The sequence below is a fragment of the Salmonella sp. A7 genome (genome assembly GCF_020181675.1).
Taxonomy (GTDB): Bacteria; Pseudomonadota; Gammaproteobacteria; order Enterobacterales; family Enterobacteriaceae; genus Salmonella; species Salmonella enterica.
This window is the reverse complement of sequence record NZ_CP084001.1, coordinates 1,141,862-1,158,946: the sequence shown is the minus strand read 5'-3', so window position 1 is coordinate 1,158,946 and position 17,085 is coordinate 1,141,862. Positions and strand designations below refer to the sequence as shown.

Below are 17,085 nucleotides of genomic sequence, written 5' to 3'. Positions count from 1 at the left end.
AAGCCCCGAACGCCACGACGTTCGGGGCAACAAGCGGTGATATTTAAAAGGGATAAACTATGGGAAGAGTCGCGCCTGTCGCCATCGTACTGGCATTTGCTTTGTTTCATCACCAGCCCCGGGGCGCAGAAGCGCCGCCAATTATTACATCCGAAGGATTAGCAACGGACCAGATGCTTCCTTCGCTGGATGGCTCCGCCGCTGAGTTGCCGCTCAGCGCCGCCGCGCCGGGCAACCTGACGCTCAATGACGCGGTCAATCGCGCCGTTAACTGGCATCCTTCTATTCGCGAAGCCGTCGGCAAACTGCTCGCACAGAATGAACAAATAGAGGTCGCCAAATCGAAATATTATCCGCAAGTCAGCGCTGGCGTGAACAATGGGTACAGCAATACCTACACCGATCACGGGTATAGCCCCTCGCTGGTGCTGTCGGTATCGCAAATGCTTTATGACTTCGGCAAAGTGGCAAGCCAGGTTCGCGCCGAAACCGCAGGCGCAGCGCAGCAACAGGCCAATGTGTTGCTCAGTATTGATACCGTCGCGCACGAAACCGCCAACGCCATTGTACAAACGCAGAGCTGGCAGCAAATGGTAGAAGCGGCGGAAGAACAGCTCGTCGCGCTGGACAGCATCGGTAAACTTATCCGGCAGCGCAGCGATGAGGGCGCTACGTCGCTATCTGACGTAGTGCAAACCGAAGCCAGAATCGAATCCGCCCGCTCGCAACTGGCTCAGTATCAGGCCAATCTCGACAGTGCGAAAGCCTCACTGATGAGCTGGCTGGGCTGGAATTCGCTTAACGGCATCAATAATGACTTCCCGGCGAAACTTGCTCGCAGCTGTGAGACGGCAACTCCCGACGATCGGCTGGTGCCTGCGGTACTGGCCGCCTGGGCGCAGGCCAACGTTGCGCGGGCGAATCTGGACTATGCCAGCGCGCAAATGACGCCGACAATTTCGCTCGAACCTTCCGTTCAACATTATCTTAATGATAAATATCCCAGTCATGAAGTGCTGGATAAAACCCAGTATTCCACCTGGGTGAAAGTTGAGATGCCGCTTTATCAGGGCGGAGGGCTGACTGCCCGACGCAACGCCGCCAGCCATGCGGTAGACGCGGCTCAGTCGACCATTCAGCGCACCCGGCTTGATGTCCGCCAGAAACTAATGGAGGCACGCAGCCAGGCAATGAGTCTTGCCAGCGCGTTACAAATCCTTCGTCGGCAACAGCAGCTTAGCGAACGCACGCGCGAACTGTATCAGCAGCAATACCTTGACCTCGGTTCCCGCCCGCTGCTCGACGTGCTTAATGCGGAGCAAGAGGTTTACCAGGCGCGTTTTGCCGAACTGCAAACGGAAAGCCAGTTGCATCAGTTGCAACTGAACTGTCTGTATAACACCGGCGCGCTTCGTCAGGCGTTCGCGTTAAATCATCGCAGCATTCAATCCGTGGAGATCCAGCCATGACCCGCGCCGCCCCCGATGTAGAAGAGGTACTCAGTGAGCGCGCGCTAAGCCAATGGGCGCAGGCCATCAGCTATGTCGCCGGTCATTATCGCGTTGCCTGTTCTCCCGGTTCAATTCAGGCCAACGCCCCGTGGTTTAGGGGTAAAAGCAGAACGACCGCCTTAACGCAGCTCGCGCGGCAGGCGGGTTTATCCTTTCATGCGCCGGACATAGACAAAACGGCATTTAGTCAGTGGCGATTGCCGTTGGTTGTCGAGCTCCGGGACGGGCAGTTATTGGTCATCGAGCATGTTAATGGCGAAGATGCGGTAGACGTTTTTGTGATTGAAGAAGAGGGCCAGCGTAACCGCCTGACGCTCAGCGAGTTATTGCCGGAGATCCTCTATGTTGCCGCGCTACGCCCGCTATCGGCGCTCAAGGATAGCCGCGTCGACCGCTATATCTCCCGCTTTAAACCCGACTGGATGCGCGAGCTGGTTCTGCAGGATATGCGCCCTTATTTACCAGTAATGGTCGCCGCCTTTCTGATTAACGTGCTGTCGCTGGCCGGGATTGTGTTCTCTATGCAGGTTTACGATCGGGTGATCCCCGCTCAGTCATATCCTACCCTGTACGTTCTCTCCTTCGGCGTACTGGTAGCGGTGCTGTTCGGTTTTCTGCTGCGTGAAGCGCGTACGCACATTATGGATGTGCTCGGTAAACGCGCCGATATGCGCATTTCCGATCGGGTATTCGGTCATGCGTTAAGGCTGCGCAACAGCGCTATCCCCCGTTCCACTGGCAGTTTTATCTCGCAGTTACGCGAACTGGAGCAGATCCGCGAGATGATTACCTCTTCAACGCTGGCGACCATTGTCGATCTGCCTTTCTTTTTCCTGTTTATGGTAGTCCTGGCGATTATTGCCCCACCGCTGGCATGGATAGCGCCCGTGGCGGCGCTGCTGATGATCCTGCCGGGCGTCGCACTGCAAAAAAAACTGGCTGTCCTCGCCAACCAGGCCGCCCACGAAGCGACGCTACGCAATGCAGTCTTGGTCGAAAGCGTTCAGGGACTGGAAGATATTAAACTGATGCAGGCGGAGAACCGCTTTCTTCAGCAGTGGAATAGCTATATCCGTATCACCGGCGAGTCGGGTCTACGCACCCGCAAACTCACGCAAGGGCTTATCAGTTGGGGGATGTCGGTACAAAGTCTGGTGTATGCCGCAGTGATTATGTTCGGCGCGCCGATGGTCATTGAAGGCAGTATGACTACCGGCACCGTGGTCGCCGCGTCGATGCTCGGCTCGCGGATGATCGCGCCAATGGCTAACCTGTGCGGCGTGCTGGCGCGCTGGCAGCAGGTGAAAGCGGCGAAGATGGGTCTCGACAACATTATGCAACTGCCCACCGAGACACAGCATGACGATAGCCTGATACACCGCGACATCCTCCACGGGCATTACCTCTTTGAAAACGCTCAGTTTCGTTACCATAACGACGATCAACGCATACCGTTGCGCCTCGTGCGTCTGGAGATCATGCCAGGCGAGCGGATTGCGATACTGGGGCGTAACGGTGCGGGTAAATCCACACTTTTACAGGCGATGGCGGGTGGCCTGGAGATGATTCAGGGAGATGCCCGGCTTGATAATCTCAGCTTGTCGCACATCGATATGGCGGATTTACGCCGCAACATCGGCTTTCTTAGCCAGAACGCGCGGCTTTTCTTCGGCACCCTACGAGAGAACCTGACGCTCGGCGCGCCGCACGCCAACGATGAACAGATTTTTGACGCGCTCGAAGTCAGCGGCGGCGCCGTCTTCGTCAGGCGGCTGGCAAAAGGGTTGGATCATCCCATTATGGAGGGCGGTAACGGCCTGTCCGGCGGGCAGCGTCAGTCCCTGTTGCTGGCGAGAATGCTGCTGCGCTCCCCCAATATTGTGCTACTTGACGAACCCAGCGCCTCGCTGGACGAGCATACGGAGCGAGAGTTTATTCAGCGGTTACATCAGTGGCTTGGCAACCGTACCCTGGTCGTCGCGACGCACCGGGTACCAATACTGGAGCTGGTTGAGCGTGTCATTGTCCTGAAAGAAGGACAACTGGTGATGGATGCGCCAAAAGCGCAGGCGCTTAACGCGGATCGGATGCAAAGTCACCGTCGGGAGTGGAAAAATGAAAATCAATCAGCATGATGCCGCGATGGACGATTTCGATATTCAGCGTGAACGGGCGTTTTCCGGCGCGAGTCGTATTGTTCTGATCTGCTCACTGTTATTTCTCATTCTCGGCATCTGGGCGTGGTTTGGCCGGCTGGATGAGGTTTCCACCGGCAACGGGAAAGTGATCCCCAGTTCACGCGAACAGGTTCTGCAGTCGCTGGATGGCGGCATTCTGGCGCAGTTGACGGTGCGGGAAGGCGACAGAGTTCAGGCTAACCAGATTGTCGCCCGGCTTGATCCGACGCGTCTGGCGTCCAATGTTGGTGAAAGTGCGGCAAAATATCGCGCTTCACTCGCCTCCAGCGCACGGTTAACTGCGGAAGTCAGCGACTTACCTCTCGCCTTTCCCGCTGAGCTGAACGGCTGGCCGGATCTGATTGCCGCAGAGACGCGTCTCTATAAAAGCCGCCGCGCGCAGCTGGCCGATACCGAAGCCGAGCTACGGGATGCGCTGGCGTCGGTTAATAAAGAGCTGACCATTACCCAGCGGCTGGAGAAAAGCGGCGCGGCCAGTCATGTTGAAGTGCTACGCCTGCAACGACAAAAAAGCGATTTAGGCTTAAAAATTACCGATCTGCGCTCACAATATTATGTGCAGGCACGCGAAGCGTTATCGAAAGCGAACGCTGAGGTCGATATGCTCTCCGCCATTTTAAAAGGACGCGAGGATTCCGTCACCCGCCTTACCGTGCGTTCGCCGGTACGCGGCATTGTTAAAAATATCCAGGTCACGACGATTGGCGGCGTGATCCCGCCTAACGGCGAGATGATGGAGATAGTGCCGGTAGACGATCGTCTGCTGATTGAAACCCGCCTTTCGCCGCGTGATATCGCCTTTATTCATCCCGGCCAACGCGCATTGGTTAAAATTACTGCTTACGATTACGCCATTTACGGCGGGCTTGACGGCGTGGTGGAGACCATTTCACCGGACACCATTCAGGATAAAGTGAAACCGGAAATTTTCTACTATCGCGTGTTTATCCGCACCCACCAGGACTATCTACAAAATAAATCAGGACGCCGTTTTTCGATTGTTCCAGGCATGATCGCCACGGTGGATATCAAAACCGGTGAAAAAACCATTGTCGACTATTTAATCAAACCGTTTAATCGCGCGAAAGAAGCGCTGCGCGAGCGGTAAATCGTTGAAGATAAGAAGATACGGGGGCTGGTCACGCGTGTCACAAGTCTGTTATACTTACCTTACACATTGGGGCTGATTCTGGATTCGACGGGATTTGCGAAACCCAAGGTGCATGCCGAGGGGCGGTTGGCCTCGTAAAAAGCCGCAAAAAAATAGTCGCAAACGACGAAACCTACGCTTTAGCAGCTTAATAACCTGCTTAGAGCCCTCTCTCCCTAGCCTCCGCTCTTAGGACGGGGATCAAGAGAGGTCAAACCCAAAAGAGATCGCGCGGATGCCCTGCCTGGGGTTGAAGCGTTAAAACGAATCAGGCTAGTCTGGTAGTGGCGTGTCCGTCCGCAGGTGCCAGGCGAATGTAAAGACTGACTAAGCATGTAGTACCGAGGATGTAGGAATTTCGGACGCGGGTTCAACTCCCGCCAGCTCCACCAAATAAAACAAGGGGTTACGTGAAAACGTAGCCCCTTTTTCTTTGGTAGTGGCGGCAAAATGGCGACAGCGTGTCGGACTGGCGGCAACAAAAAACCCGCCATTAAAGCGGGTTCTGTTCAGAAACTCATGTGGCCTTGACCACCTTTTCCCGGATGTGGTGGCGCAGAAGAAATTAGATTCGGTTTTATAATGTGCCGTACAAACGTTTCATGAGTAACGAACGTACAGCCACAATTTATATTTTGGCACTGGTTGTAACGTTCTTTTGTCGTAGCTGATACCTGAAAGCTGCTTCTGGTATGTGCTGCATGACCGCACTCTGGACAGTTCATCATTGCTGTTATCCCACCACTTTTGCCGTAATCGCAATAATGATACATCATCATTCAATATTAAGAACTAATTATTCGATTTCAAGACCATCAATCTTTACTTCAAGCTCTATGCTGGTCGTAAATCCATTATCCGGGCTGACAGAATGCGTCAGGGTAGTAATGGTCCATTCTGCATCATCAATCGGCTGCTTAAATCCCGTCACCTTCACCGGCATTTCCGTATAGAGATCAGCCCGCCCCTCAGCGAGCTGCAGGGAAAATGAAGCAACCCCGCGCTGCAGGCGCTCCCACTGCATTTTTGCTGCGCGCTCTGCATTGCTCCGGTTGGCGTAGGTACGATTAAGAACCAACACGTTTTCATCCGTTCCCACCAGATAATCACCCTGTTTTGCTTCCGGCACTTTGGGGGTGGTGGCTTTCTTTCGACGACGCTTAACACGGGTTGTCTCTTTTTTCCTGGGTTCACGCGTATGCAACCAGCTGGCAATAACACCGGTATAGGCACCACGATCAGCAAGGGTGAACCGATGACCGTCACCGGCTTTGCGCGTGATGGTGATAACCGGCAGCTGCTTGCCGCTTGCCGTTCTTCCCTGTCCCTGCCGAATAAACAGCAAGTTCCCGTCTTTAACGGAAGCAATCGCCCCATACTGTCTCGCCAGTTTCATCAGAAAACTTGCATCGCTTTCATTGGTCTGGTCCATATGATCCAGCGCCTTATTCGTCAGGTCTTGACCCAGCGCCACTTTGAGGTTGTGCCGGGCGGCGATTTCCTTTACCACCTCCCCCACCGTTGTCTGATGCCATGATTTTTCGCGCCGTGTATTGAGGGTTTCACGAAAATCTGCGCTACGCGCCCTGATGGTCAGCCGGTCAGGGGCTCCGCTGTGTTCAATTTCATCTACGGTAAAAGCCCCTTTAGGGAAAAGTGGCTGGCCTTTCCAGCCCAACGCCAGCTGAATCACAGCCCCACGTCGCGGCAGGGCGATCAGCCCGTCGGCGTCGTCCAGCTCCAGATCAAGCTGGTCCGCTTCAAAGCCCCGGTTATCCGTCAGTGTCAGACTCATCAGGCGCGCGTCCATCACCGTCGTCACGTCTTTGCCTTCGATGGAGATACTGAAAGCCGGGCTTTTGCTGTTCAGATTCAGGAGATCAGAATTAACGTTCACTGCAGCAATCCTCCAACCGTGTTTTTAATCCCCCCAATAGCAGATGCTGCGGAGTCCTGCAGGTTGCTGAGCTGGTCACTCAGGCTCCCGAACATGTCAGAGAGCGACTCATCAACCCGTTTGAGGGTGATCGTAAACTCAATGCGCCTGGGCATTCCGCTGGCAAAAAACTCCGTCTTTGTCTGGCTCAGACTCTCAATAACAAACATGCCGTAAATGGTTCCACTACCTTCAATCAAAGGCCATGCCTTGCCCAGTTCAGCCATTTGTTCAAGCGCCAGTAATGACAGTCTGCCGCCGGTCACTTCCGGCAGCAGAACCCCGGACAGTGTCAGTGAATCGTTATCCGGGCCAAGAAACTGCGTTGACGGACGGCGGTTCACCCGGCTGTTGGCGGCGTGTCGCCAGCTGCGCTGATACTGCAGTTCCTGATAAGGGACAGTGCGCAGCATAAATACATATAAACCCAGTACCATCATCATGATTCATACCCCCCCTGATCGCTGAAATTGCTGCGTGCTTTTGCCCTGGCCCGGCGCTCCCGTTCGTCAAGCTGGCGTGCCACTTCACGGGCAATTTCCTGCGCGTTCTGCCCAGGCTGAGCGACAATATGAATGGGCGCATTTATCTCATAACGAATAACCGGCGGCGGGCTATCTGCCTTAGCAAGCGGGGGCTGGTATGCCCTCGCAGGCAAACTGAACGGATGAAGCGGAGCCGCTTCTGCAGGTGTCGCAGCTCCCCCCATCACGCCAGCAACGACAGAGGCCAGCGCAGCAGTACGCCGCCTGCTGGTAACATTTGCCGGTCCGTTCACAATTTCAGGGCCATTTTCTCCGACAATGCCAAACTGCCCGCGTGGAATGATCCCGCCCGTGTCGTACATCCCCGCGTAAGCCGGGAACCCGCCTGGCGGCAGCACCACTTTGCCGTCACTGTTCACTGTGGCGGACTGCTGCTGCGTAACCTGCGCAGGTAGTTTCGCCTTTGCCGCCTCCTTACTGACAATACCGAGCTTTTCCAGCAGCCATGACACACCGGATTTAAGTGACTCAAGTGGGTGCATCACCATATTCAGACCTTCCGCCAGCGCCTCACCAAACCGACGCCCCATTGCAGCTGCGCTGTTCAGTTCTTCGGAAGTGGATTTAACCGGGGTAAGTAAATCATTGAACCAGCCCCACAAGGCCTGCACCCTGTCACCAATCCACTGAAACACGGGTCTGAGCGGCTCAAAGGCGGCGCTGATGGGCGCAGCAGCGGCTCTGAACCCTTCCACCACGCCCCCCAGAAATGCACTAATGGGCTGCCAGTATTTCCAGATAACCAGCGCCACGCCTGCCAGTGCAGCCACAACCAGCCCTACAGGACTGAGCAGCGCCCCCAGCAGGCTACCAACAGCAAATAATGCCACGCGCAGCAAAGCCAGCGGACCAGAGATCAACAGACGCAGCACGCTACCTGTACGTGTGGCAGCGGCGGCTGCAGAAGGTAACGCTTTAACTGACAGCATGGACAGGCCAAACCGGATAACCGCCAGCGGTCCCAGCACAGCAGCCACCGCCACTGCCAGCGCCCCCAACCCAACAGTAATGGCTGCCGTAGCTGCCGCCACTTTCATCAGCGTGCCAGCCAGCACGGGATTCTGCTCAACCCAGCGACGCAACGCCCCGGTCACGCGCTTAACCATGCCCATAATATCCATCAGCGGCTGGCGCAGCGTTTCCCCCAGGCTGCTGAAAGCGTTTTGCGCGCCCGTCTTAACCAGCAACCACTGCGCAGACAATGAATCCTTGTTAATGTCGGATTCTTTCTGCATGGAGCCATTAGCACCACTGCCTGATGTGAGTTTCAGCTGGCGCTGCAGCTCCGGCAGGTTGTTAGCCAGCTTTGCCGCATCATCGCCAAACTCTTTGCCAAAAATCATTGTCATGGCTGACAGGCGTTTATCCTGCGGCAGATTGTTGACCTTCTCCAGAACCCGCTGAATTGTGCCCATGGCATCGGTGGTCATCTGCTTTTCAATCTCCGCCGGATTGAGTTGCAACAGATTCATGCCTTCAAAAAATCGTTTACTTTGCATGGTGGCAATGGACAGTTCACGCACCATGGCATTAGAGGCGCTGGCGGCGATTTCCGGGGCAGCCCCAAGAGAAAGGAATGTTGAACCCAGCGCCGCGGCCTTTCGGAAGTCAAGGCGGTCAGCCACGCCCCCCATACGCTGCAGGACGTTGATAATGTCCCCACCCTTTGACATGGCGTTATCGTCCAGGTAGTTCAGCGCATCGCCCAGTTGTTCAATATTGCGCGTCGGAACTTTATAGAGCTGCGCGATTTTCCCCAGCCCTTCTGCCAGTTCATCTGCGGGCAGCTCAAAGGCCGTTGCCGCTTTTGCCGCCGTGTATGCAAAAGCCAGCAGGTCACGTTTCTGCTCTTCGTAAGGATCGTCCTGATTGGTCACCCCCATGCGAGCACCACCTTCAACCAGCGCGGCATAGTCTATAGCGCCGTTCTCCATCGGCAGCTGTTCGCTGGCGGCCTTGATGGCATCCTGCATGTCATAAAACTGTTTTGTGCGGTTGCCATTATCGTCCCGTAGCCTGTTTACCTGCTTTGCCACGCCTTTCATGGCATCTTCCATGCTGGCGTAGCTCTTAACTGCCGCCACAACAGGTGCGCCCATTGCCACCCCCGCAGCCGTAGTGGTAGCCCCTGCCCCGGCGATGCGATCCCGCACCTCAAGACGGCGTGAATACTGATCGCGGACGGCGTTCATTCGCGCCTGCTGTTCGCCCAGGCGTTTAAGGGATTTCTGCTGCCGGTCCAGGGCCTGCCGGGTTTCGTCGGCATTCTGCCGCAGTTCCCGCTGCGCACTACTGAGCTTTTTCGTGTCCAGCCCGGCTTCATTGAGCGCAAGACGCTGGCGCTGCACCGACTGACGTAGACCGTTATATTTGCTCTGTAACTCCGTAACGCGGTTTTTTGCCTGCTCAAGCAACCGTGCCTGCGCCGCCGTCGGGCGGTTGGTGGCAGAGAATTGCGTGGCAAGTTTTGCAGCTTCTTCGCGTGCGGCTTTCAGGCTGTTACCGGTGACTGCCAGCTGCGCGCTGGCCTTGCGGAAACCGTCAATGCGGCCCGCCTGAGCATCTAATTCTTTTAAACGGGCGCGGCTTTGCTGAATCGCTGTAGCCAGCTCTTTTGAGCTGGCCTGCGCGGATCGAAATGGGCGGGTGAGCTTGTCAACCGCATTAAGAATCACCTGCAGACGCAGGTTATTGTCACTCATCGCTGGCCCCGCTTCGCTGAATTGCCTTATGCCGCCACGCCAGCACCTCAGTCAGCGGCATAACGTCAGTGATGGATGGCGACCAGTGAAAGATGGTGGCGATGTCCGCCACAAGATCATCAATCGTCAGGCTGTCGGTAAACCGGCAAGCACCGACTTCTTCAACAAAAAAGTCACCACCTCTACCGACAGCGCGGTGAGATCGGCGGGGTCCAGCTCTGCCATTTCCTGCGCGGTCAGCGTCGGGGTGGAGATTCGTGGGATCACAGTCATCATTGCGCCCACGTCCATATCCATAATGGCCTGCAGACGGGTGCCACGCAGTGCGCCGGACTGAGGCTTGCGCAGCACAATTTCGGTAATTTCAGCTTTACCGCGCATGATGGGGGTATCCAGTTTTACGGTCTTTTCAGTCAGCTTGTCGCTCATGTTCGTATCCTGTTAATGAAATACTGGCGCGGCTGCCCGCGCCGTTAAGGTTAATCAGAGGCCGAGGGCATTACGGTGTGCTTCCATCAGGTCCACGCCGCCAACGATTTCTACCATGTTGACCAGATCGACCTCATAGAGCACCTCACCATTAATGGTCAGCTTCGCGTAGCTGTTGGTACTGCTGACTTTGGTGGTGCTGCTCTCGCCGGTTTTCCACTCGCCGGAATCCACTTCTTTATGGCGCCCGCGCACAACTAGCTCAAGGGCCTGCACTTCGCCGGTATCGTCACGCTGAATGGAACCGGTGAAACGCAGCTGGATGCCGTCAACGGTTGCCTTGCCCATCTGCTTGAATAACAGCAGCTCGGTACCGCCGATTGAAAATTCCGTGTCCAGTGCACCGTCATCCAGCCCCATGTCCACATCCACTGCGCCCGGCATACCGCCGCCGCGATACTTCTCAAACTTGCGGGTAAATTTCGGCAGGGTCAGAGACTCAACGATCCCCTGCCAGTTGTTCCCGTCGTTGAACAGGTTCAGGTGTTTTAACTTGCGTGGTAAAGCCATGATTCCCCCTTATGCAGCGACACGGCTGGCAAAATCGACCAGGTAACGATCGGTGATGCGCTGGCGCAGCATCAGGTTTTCAAGCGGAGGCACCGGGGTGTAGTCATAATCGATGGTCAGTTTCCCGGCTTTAAGGGTGTCTTTATCGTTAACAGACTCATCCAGCCAGCAGTCACCACCAATCAGGTATCCCTGGTTGACCAGACTGCGCATCTTGGCGCGTAGTCCTTCAATAATGTCGCGGGCCAGCGACGGATTAAGCACGCCATCCACCGCCCACATGTGCGCCTCCGCCATAGTGTCAGCCAGCACCTGCGCCGTGCGGGTGTAGTTCTCAAAGGCAAACAGCGGATCGTCACTGAGACAACGGGAACCCCAGAAGCGGAAGCCGTCTTTGCGGATCAATGTGGTGACGTCATTTTTGTTCAGCAGTCCCGCATCGGTTGCCGGGTCCTGCAGATCCCAGAACACATCAGCGGAAATGCCGGTGACACCGTTCACACCCACATTGGACAGGGTTTTATGCCAGCCGATCTGCTCGTCGATTTTGGCACGCAGGCCGAGCGCACGGGCGGAGGCGTAAGCCGTCGCGTCTGCTTTCAGCACGGTGTCAAAGTTGATGAAGTCAGGCCAGATCAGCATTCCCTCGCGCTGACTGAAATTCTCGCGATAGGCAATAGCTTCCTCCACCGTTTTGCAGCCATTAGCAGCAAGGTAGGCAAACCCGCGCAAGCTTTGCGCCACGCCCAGCAGTTCAGTAGCAACGGCCTGAGTGTCATGTCCTGGCACCCCAAGAATGCGCGGCTTGACACCGAGCTGTGACTGCGCCGACAGTAGCGCTTTCATGCCCGTTTTCTTACCGTCAGAAGTTACGCCGCCGATAATATTGGAGGTGGTTTCCGCTTCGGTTTCGCCCTGCGCCACACGCACAACGACAGTCACGGGTTTTGCCTGATCTGCAATCGCGTCCAGCGAGCGGGCCAGCGTGCCGGACTCCCCCGCTTTACCGCTGGCGGTGAGCACATCAGTCAGCAGGACCGGCTTATTGAGGGGGAACACGGACGCATCAGCATCATCGCCGGTGCAGACCATGCCCACGATGGCAGTGCTCACCGTGGTAATAGGTCGGGTGCCCTCGTTGATTTCAACAACGCGCACCCCGTGGTGGTAATCCTGAGCCATAAGGCAGTCTCTCCGGTTGACAGGGATACCTTATGTTCTGGTTGATACGCACGCGGCGCACGCGATATACGTTGTACAGGAGATGGCACAATGGAAGGGATAAAAAGACCCCGCTAACGCAGGGACGGAGTTACTTTTTCGGATACACAGGCCAGTTAATATTTGGCGCAGCAGTTAAATCCATTCGTCTTAGTTTCGTACGATATTCACGCAGTGCTGAAAGTTCCAGCAGTTCTGTCGCCGTAATATCGCTATCGTCCTGAGCTTCCATAAGCTGATTGATTTTTATCGTGACCGCAGCCATACGCCTGTCGCGATCTGCCGTCGCTAAAGCAACATAATCAGTCTGAACAGGGGCGATAGTGCCGTTGCTGTAGGTGAAATTACCTGGCTGGAAATCATCAGGAATATCAGTATCAGCAAATTCCACAACAGAGCAATTCAGTGGAAATAGCTTTGTCACATCTTTATCTGCAGAAATAATCAGTCCTGTTTTGTCATACTGGATTTTCAGTGTACCGGAGTGGAATAATTTTTGTAATATATACCAGTCAATACCTGCTTCATCATTGATAAACTGGATGCTGCAGTTCTCTGATAATTCCTGCTGAACGGGTGTTAATTCCGTTGTTTTAGTGAAATTTTTAAAATGTTTCATTTTTATGCCCCCACCGTATACCACTGACCATTCACTTTAAGCTGTAACAAGCGTCGTTGGATCCTGTCTGGTGTTTCGTTCGAGTCTCCATTCTCAACACCTGTAATGACGTAACCTAATTGGTCTGCAAATCCGGGCGAACGATATACGTTTCCATGCTCAACGGCACCGAATCGAATTGACTGAACATACCCACTTAGCATGTCAGTTGTAGCAAGGAATACACCATAACCATCATCATGAAGCATAAATGGCTTTGTTTTGTCGTTCTGGTACACACCGACCATGGTGATGTATTGTCGTAACGGTCTGCCTGCAATATACGCACTCAACCAGCCAGGCCCGCTGCCTGTGCCCCATATATCGCCGTAAACATCGCCGTTTTTGTTGAATATCGCATTTCCGGCCTGCAAATTTTCAGCAGCTGCGATAACACCGAGTCGGGTGCTGATATATGCCCGGATAGCCAGGTCTTCTGAGTTCTGAAATCCGATACCATTCCATGACTTAATGTTCAGATTGTTACCATTAAAACCTGCACCATCAACGTCACCTTTAGCCATCCCACCAGTGCCATCCCCAACTGTAACCAGGGTATCACCACGCATATTTGGTGCAGAAATACCCCCCGTAAAGGCGCCTCCCTCCAGCATCGCCACTTGACGCCATGAGGTAATACCCGCTCCTGTGCCGTGACCAAACAATACGTTATTGCCACTGACTGCAAGAACATCCACAACAGTGGTCGGACTTATCACCTCGCTAAGGGTAATAATTTGCCAGAAACTTACCTGGTCTGGCGCATCAGGTGCCTGATGTGCGCGCATAAACTGACAGCCTGTAGCCGCTCTGGCACCAATTGATGTTCGGTCAATTGCGTCACTGACAAACGTTCCCGCAAGGAATCGCCCGTCACCTTTTAAAAGTGCGTCTTTTAAACCGAGGTATTGGAGAATCCCTGCATTGTCTTTTCCACTCAGATTCGTCAGCGTGGTATCGAGAGGTTGTTTTCCTGCCAGCGCATTCATCACTGTTGTCGCAAAGTTTGGATCATTCCCCAGCGCAGCAGCCAGTTCATTTAATGTATCCAGCGCCGCTGGCGATGACGCAACCAGTGCTGCTATCGCTGCCTGAACAAATGCCGTATTAGCAATCTGGCTGCTGTTATTTCCTGCCGCTGGCGTTGGCGCTCTTGGTGTACCTGTGAACGACGGGCTAACTTTAGGCGCGTACTGCGTATGTGGATCTACTGCAGCAAGATGTTTTGCCATCAGGTCGTCTACATATACCTTCAGCTCCAGCGCCTTATCATCCGCATATTTACGGGTTGCCAGCACTACTGCAGGGTCAATTTTCAGGGTGATGTTATCGGTGCTGCTGGTAATCAGTACCATGCGCACGGTCTGCGTACGTCCGCTCCCTTCTACCAGCTTCGGCTTGTAGCTCTCCGGGCAGTTACCCACAGCGATCAGCGCACCGGTTTCATCAAACAGGCCGACTTCACGAATCCACCACCCGCCCTCATTTTCCGGGATCACCTGCTCAGCAATAATCTGGCTGCTGTTCTGCGGGTCGATATACAGCATATTCAGCGCTGCGCGGCGCTCCTCAGCAACTAATGCGGTCTGTTGCGCGTTGGGTGTGGGCAGCACACCACCACCGCTACCCACCGCCATATGGGTAATTTTCAACGGGACACCGAGCGCGGCGGCGCTTGCCAGTTTCGCCGCGCCGATCTCCGTCAGCAGGGTATAAAATTTTGCGCTCATGGATTCACTCTCATCGTGTCAATAACATGGACTGCCCCGCCTTCATGTGCGGTGCCGCCGGAAACAATCGTTTCATTGATATACGGATACACCGTGATTTCTTCGCCAAGGTAGCTGGCAGCGCCAACCCAGTAAGGGCCGCTGGTCTGCATATTAATAGACATACCTGTCATGTGGCGGCTGCATGGCTTGGCATCGCTTATCAGGCGCTCCAGCTCCAGAAAGGTGTCTTCGGTGATACCATGATCCTGTACGCCAATATCCAGACGGAACGTCCCCGGCGTTTCGCCAGTCTGCCACCACTCAATGATGCGGATCAGGAAGCCGAACGGCTCCACCACGCGCCGCACGGCGCTGGTTGTCCCCTTGTGCTGATGGATATAAAAAGCGTCCTGCACAACGCGGCGCTTGACGCTTTCTGTCCAGCTCTCATCCCAGCGGTCAACAGAAAACGCCCAGGCCAGATAAGGCAGGAATCTGATCGGGCAGGTTGCCGGGTTCCACAAATCACGCAGCGATACCTGCAGATCGGAAATCCCGCTGCAGGTCTGCGCCAGTCGGCGCTCAAGCGGCGACGAACCCGGCGGCAACAGACTATTCATCCGTGCCCCCGTTGGTAACGCTCCATTCAGTACAGGATGCCGCCTGCGTCTTATCCAGCACCACATCCTCCAGAGGGGACGTTAGCTCCACACGCTGGACGCCCTCCACGTGCAGCGCGGCATAAATGGCGCTGCGGCGGATATCACGTCCCAGCCTCGTCTGACTGGCGATGTACTTCTGCAGGCTGGCTTTTGCCGCCGCCATAACAGGCTCCGCTTCCGGCCCCGGATAAAGAAAAATGGTAGCCTCCACCCGGTACGGTATGATCTCCGCACTACGAACCGTCAGACGGTCAGCCACCGGGCGTACACTCTCACTGTTCAGGGCTTTTTCAACCACATCCAGCAGGTCTTTTACTGCTGTACCGTCACCCTCCCGGCTCAGCACGGTAAGTACCACCTCTGCAGGAGCCGGACTGGTTGCGCTGGCATCTGCCACACGTCCGTCCGCACTTCTGGCGTGAAATTCATAGGCTCCCGTCGGGCCAGCAACGGACAGTCCCTCAAATGCTGCAGGGATGCGCTGGCGCAGCGCCTCATCATCTTCCATCACTGCGGCGACCGGCGGTACTGCATCATTATCAGCAGGCACTACCGTCAGACGTTTCACGTTGCAGTTGGCTGCCAGCTGCTCAAGATCATTTCCTATCGAATAGGCCACCATGACCGCCTGCGCAGCCTCGTTAATACGCTGGCGCAGCAGGATTTCGCGGTATGTGCTTTCCTGCAGCAGCTTGGTGACGGGTTCAGATTCCAGCGCCAGTGTGCGCCGCACCGCGTCCTGTTCATCCGCCGGATAAAGGAGCACAAAAGCGGCCTTGCGCTCAGCCAGCAGCGTCTCAAAATCCGGCACGTCCACTATCTGCGGCGCAGGCAACTGGGAAAGGTCAATTACTGCCATTGTCTGCTCCTGTTGATATGGAAAGGGAAACCGGCGCGCCGTTGTTGCGCTGCCCGGTAAGCTCAACCACCATGGAGCCATCAAAATTGCTGCTGATGGTGATGGAGTCCAGCGTGAGGCGCGGCTCCCAGCGGTTCAGCGCCACATAGACCGCAGACATAATCTGCAGGCGTAGCGCCGGGTTCTGCGGCTGGTCAATCAGTGCAGACAGCAGGGAGCCATATTCTCTGCGGGCAAGACGGCTGCCCTGCGGCGTCAGCAGAATATCCCGTACCGACTGGCGCAGATGGTCTGTATCTGCAATGGCCTGCCCGTCATTCCTGCTCATACCGATATACAACGTCATACCGGACCTCCCGATGTATCCCCGCCTGACTTAACGCCAGTGTGACCGTGTTTATCCATCACGACCCCGTTAGAACTCATTGCGCCGCCGCCCTGGGTGACGCCGCCGTTGATCACCACCTCGCTGTTAATGCGTGTTGTGTCAGCCTCCACCACAAACTCACCGGTTTTTAGGGTGATATTGTCCGCCGCCTCGATCACCATGGATTTGATACCCCGGACATGCCACCGCCCGGTGGCGGGTTCGTACTCAAACCAGCCCCCGTCCGGGTACTCCGTCACGCAGCCGCCCACAGAATCCGACGGTGGCGGAAACTGATTGGAGTAGATAGCGGGCAGCACAAAAGCGGTTTCCAGATTGCCGCCCATGCTCAGCACCACCACCTGCTCATCCGGCGACGGACACCACCATGTACGGGCACCACCGGCGCGCAGCGTCAGCCAGTTAATCCAGTTTGTTTCAAGCTCGCCCACTTTCACCCGGCACAGCCAGTTTTCCCGATCCACTTCGGTCACAATGCCGGTGCGGATGAGGTTGGTGATAAGGCGCATGATTTCGGTCAGTTGTTCGTTCATGTGGAGAGCAT

General features: G+C 55.4%; 17 protein-coding genes and 1 other RNA gene. 4 read left to right on the top strand and 14 right to left on the bottom strand.

Annotated features, from left to right (window positions below; genetic code table 11):
• Window positions 1–59: 59 nt before the first annotated feature.
• The 4 genes from LCS67_RS05640 (at window position 60) to ssrA (ending at window position 5,251) form a co-directional block, all read left to right on the top strand.
• Window positions 60–1,469 carry a TolC family outer membrane protein gene (locus tag LCS67_RS05640; protein ID WP_001528538.1) on the top strand — a complete coding sequence of 470 codons (1,410 nt, stop codon included), beginning with the start codon at window positions 60–62 and terminating at the stop codon, window positions 1,467–1,469.
• A complete protein-coding gene (locus tag LCS67_RS05635; protein ID WP_031571223.1) occupies window positions 1,466–3,646 on the top strand; it encodes a type I secretion system permease/ATPase in 2,181 nt (726 codons plus the stop codon). The genes LCS67_RS05640 and LCS67_RS05635 overlap by 4 nt, the downstream gene beginning before the upstream one ends.
• Before the next feature lie 7 nt (window positions 3,647–3,653).
• The gene (locus LCS67_RS05630) at window positions 3,654–4,817 is read left to right on the top strand and encodes an HlyD family type I secretion periplasmic adaptor subunit (RefSeq protein ID WP_072101562.1); all 1,164 of its coding nucleotides are present in this window, start codon (window positions 3,654–3,656) and stop codon (window positions 4,815–4,817) included.
• Window positions 4,818–4,888: 71 nt separating this feature from the next.
• Window positions 4,889–5,251: a transfer-messenger RNA gene (ssrA, locus tag LCS67_RS05625) on the top strand.
• A gap of 117 nt (window positions 5,252–5,368) precedes the next feature.
• On the opposite strand, the gene LCS67_RS05620 is transcribed toward ssrA, so the two are convergent.
• The 14 genes from LCS67_RS05620 to LCS67_RS05555 form a co-directional block, all read right to left on the bottom strand.
• The gene (locus LCS67_RS05620; RefSeq protein WP_000980498.1) at window positions 5,369–5,587 is read right to left on the bottom strand and encodes an ogr/Delta-like zinc finger family protein; all 219 of its coding nucleotides are present in this window, start codon (window positions 5,585–5,587) and stop codon (window positions 5,369–5,371) included.
• 68 nt (window positions 5,588–5,655) lie between these two features.
• A complete protein-coding gene (locus tag LCS67_RS05615; protein ID WP_094965340.1) occupies window positions 5,656–6,756 on the bottom strand; it encodes a phage late control D family protein in 1,101 nt (366 codons plus the stop codon).
• The gene (locus LCS67_RS05610; protein ID WP_000980409.1) at window positions 6,753–7,238 is read right to left on the bottom strand and encodes a phage tail protein; all 486 of its coding nucleotides are present in this window, start codon (window positions 7,236–7,238) and stop codon (window positions 6,753–6,755) included. The genes LCS67_RS05615 and LCS67_RS05610 overlap by 4 nt, the downstream gene beginning before the upstream one ends.
• Window positions 7,235–10,042 (bottom strand): phage tail tape measure protein, encoded by a 2,808-nt coding sequence (locus tag LCS67_RS05605; protein WP_094965341.1) that lies wholly within the window; start codon window positions 10,040–10,042, stop codon window positions 7,235–7,237. Before LCS67_RS05605 ends, LCS67_RS05610 begins: the two co-directional genes overlap by 4 nt.
• Window positions 10,035–10,154, bottom strand: a complete 120-nt coding sequence (locus LCS67_RS05600; RefSeq protein WP_000763316.1) for a GpE family phage tail protein — start codon at window positions 10,152–10,154, stop codon at window positions 10,035–10,037. Before LCS67_RS05600 ends, LCS67_RS05605 begins: the two co-directional genes overlap by 8 nt.
• Window positions 10,155–10,168: 14 nt before the next feature.
• Window positions 10,169–10,471 (bottom strand): phage tail assembly protein, encoded by a 303-nt coding sequence (locus LCS67_RS05595; protein WP_001280962.1) that lies wholly within the window; start codon window positions 10,469–10,471, stop codon window positions 10,169–10,171.
• A gap of 54 nt (window positions 10,472–10,525) precedes the next feature.
• A complete protein-coding gene (locus LCS67_RS05590; protein ID WP_001207647.1) occupies window positions 10,526–11,041 on the bottom strand; it encodes a phage major tail tube protein in 516 nt (171 codons plus the stop codon).
• Window positions 11,042–11,050: 9 nt separating this feature from the next.
• The gene (locus tag LCS67_RS05585; RefSeq protein ID WP_000046109.1) at window positions 11,051–12,223 is read right to left on the bottom strand and encodes a phage tail sheath protein; all 1,173 of its coding nucleotides are present in this window, start codon (window positions 12,221–12,223) and stop codon (window positions 11,051–11,053) included.
• Between the two features lie 130 nt (window positions 12,224–12,353).
• Window positions 12,354–12,881, bottom strand: coding sequence for a tail fiber assembly protein (locus tag LCS67_RS05580; protein WP_000680168.1), 528 nt, complete (start codon window positions 12,879–12,881; stop codon window positions 12,354–12,356).
• A gap of 2 nt (window positions 12,882–12,883) precedes the next feature.
• Entirely contained in the window at window positions 12,884–14,650 is a 1,767-nt protein-coding gene (locus tag LCS67_RS05575; RefSeq protein ID WP_094965342.1) for a phage tail protein, read from the bottom strand.
• Window positions 14,647–15,252, bottom strand: coding sequence for a phage tail protein I (locus LCS67_RS05570; RefSeq protein WP_063328732.1), 606 nt, complete (start codon window positions 15,250–15,252; stop codon window positions 14,647–14,649). Before LCS67_RS05570 ends, LCS67_RS05575 begins: the two co-directional genes overlap by 4 nt.
• The gene (locus tag LCS67_RS05565) at window positions 15,245–16,153 is read right to left on the bottom strand and encodes a baseplate assembly protein (protein WP_000268275.1); all 909 of its coding nucleotides are present in this window, start codon (window positions 16,151–16,153) and stop codon (window positions 15,245–15,247) included. Before LCS67_RS05565 ends, LCS67_RS05570 begins: the two co-directional genes overlap by 8 nt.
• Window positions 16,140–16,499, bottom strand: a complete 360-nt coding sequence (locus tag LCS67_RS05560) for a GPW/gp25 family protein (RefSeq protein ID WP_000177401.1) — start codon at window positions 16,497–16,499, stop codon at window positions 16,140–16,142. The genes LCS67_RS05565 and LCS67_RS05560 overlap by 14 nt, the downstream gene beginning before the upstream one ends.
• Complete coding sequence (locus tag LCS67_RS05555) at window positions 16,496–17,074, bottom strand: phage baseplate assembly protein V (protein WP_063328731.1); 579 nt, start codon at window positions 17,072–17,074, stop codon at window positions 16,496–16,498. Before LCS67_RS05555 ends, LCS67_RS05560 begins: the two co-directional genes overlap by 4 nt.
• Window positions 17,075–17,085 lie beyond the last annotated feature (11 nt).

Excerpts from the sequence above, each read along its gene's own strand:
- LCS67_RS05640 (WP_001528538.1), top strand. The coding sequence starts at position 60 with ATGGGAAGAGTCGCGCCTGTCGCCATCGTACTGGCATTTGCTTTGTTT.
- LCS67_RS05575 (WP_094965342.1), bottom strand. The coding sequence starts at position 14,650 with ATGAGCGCAAAATTTTATACCCTGCTGACGGAGATCGGCGCGGCGAAA.
- LCS67_RS05585 (WP_000046109.1), bottom strand. The coding sequence starts at position 12,223 with ATGGCTCAGGATTACCACCACGGGGTGCGCGTTGTTGAAATCAACGAG.
- LCS67_RS05580 (WP_000680168.1), bottom strand. The coding sequence starts at position 12,881 with ATGAAACATTTTAAAAATTTCACTAAAACAACGGAATTAACACCCGTT.
- LCS67_RS05570 (WP_063328732.1), bottom strand. The coding sequence starts at position 15,252 with ATGAATAGTCTGTTGCCGCCGGGTTCGTCGCCGCTTGAGCGCCGACTG.
- LCS67_RS05555 (WP_063328731.1), bottom strand. The coding sequence starts at position 17,074 with ATGAACGAACAACTGACCGAAATCATGCGCCTTATCACCAACCTCATC.
- LCS67_RS05635 (WP_031571223.1), top strand. The coding sequence starts at position 1,466 with ATGACCCGCGCCGCCCCCGATGTAGAAGAGGTACTCAGTGAGCGCGCG.
- LCS67_RS05620 (WP_000980498.1), bottom strand. The coding sequence starts at position 5,587 with ATGATGAACTGTCCAGAGTGCGGTCATGCAGCACATACCAGAAGCAGC.
- LCS67_RS05595 (WP_001280962.1), bottom strand. The coding sequence starts at position 10,471 with ATGAGCGACAAGCTGACTGAAAAGACCGTAAAACTGGATACCCCCATC.
- LCS67_RS05560 (WP_000177401.1), bottom strand. The coding sequence starts at position 16,499 with ATGACGTTGTATATCGGTATGAGCAGGAATGACGGGCAGGCCATTGCA.
- LCS67_RS05605 (WP_094965341.1), bottom strand. The coding sequence starts at position 10,042 with ATGAGTGACAATAACCTGCGTCTGCAGGTGATTCTTAATGCGGTTGAC.
- LCS67_RS05590 (WP_001207647.1), bottom strand. The coding sequence starts at position 11,041 with ATGGCTTTACCACGCAAGTTAAAACACCTGAACCTGTTCAACGACGGG.
- LCS67_RS05565 (WP_000268275.1), bottom strand. The coding sequence starts at position 16,153 with ATGGCAGTAATTGACCTTTCCCAGTTGCCTGCGCCGCAGATAGTGGAC.
- LCS67_RS05610 (WP_000980409.1), bottom strand. The coding sequence starts at position 7,238 with ATGATGATGGTACTGGGTTTATATGTATTTATGCTGCGCACTGTCCCT.
- LCS67_RS05630 (WP_072101562.1), top strand. The coding sequence starts at position 3,654 with ATGGACGATTTCGATATTCAGCGTGAACGGGCGTTTTCCGGCGCGAGT.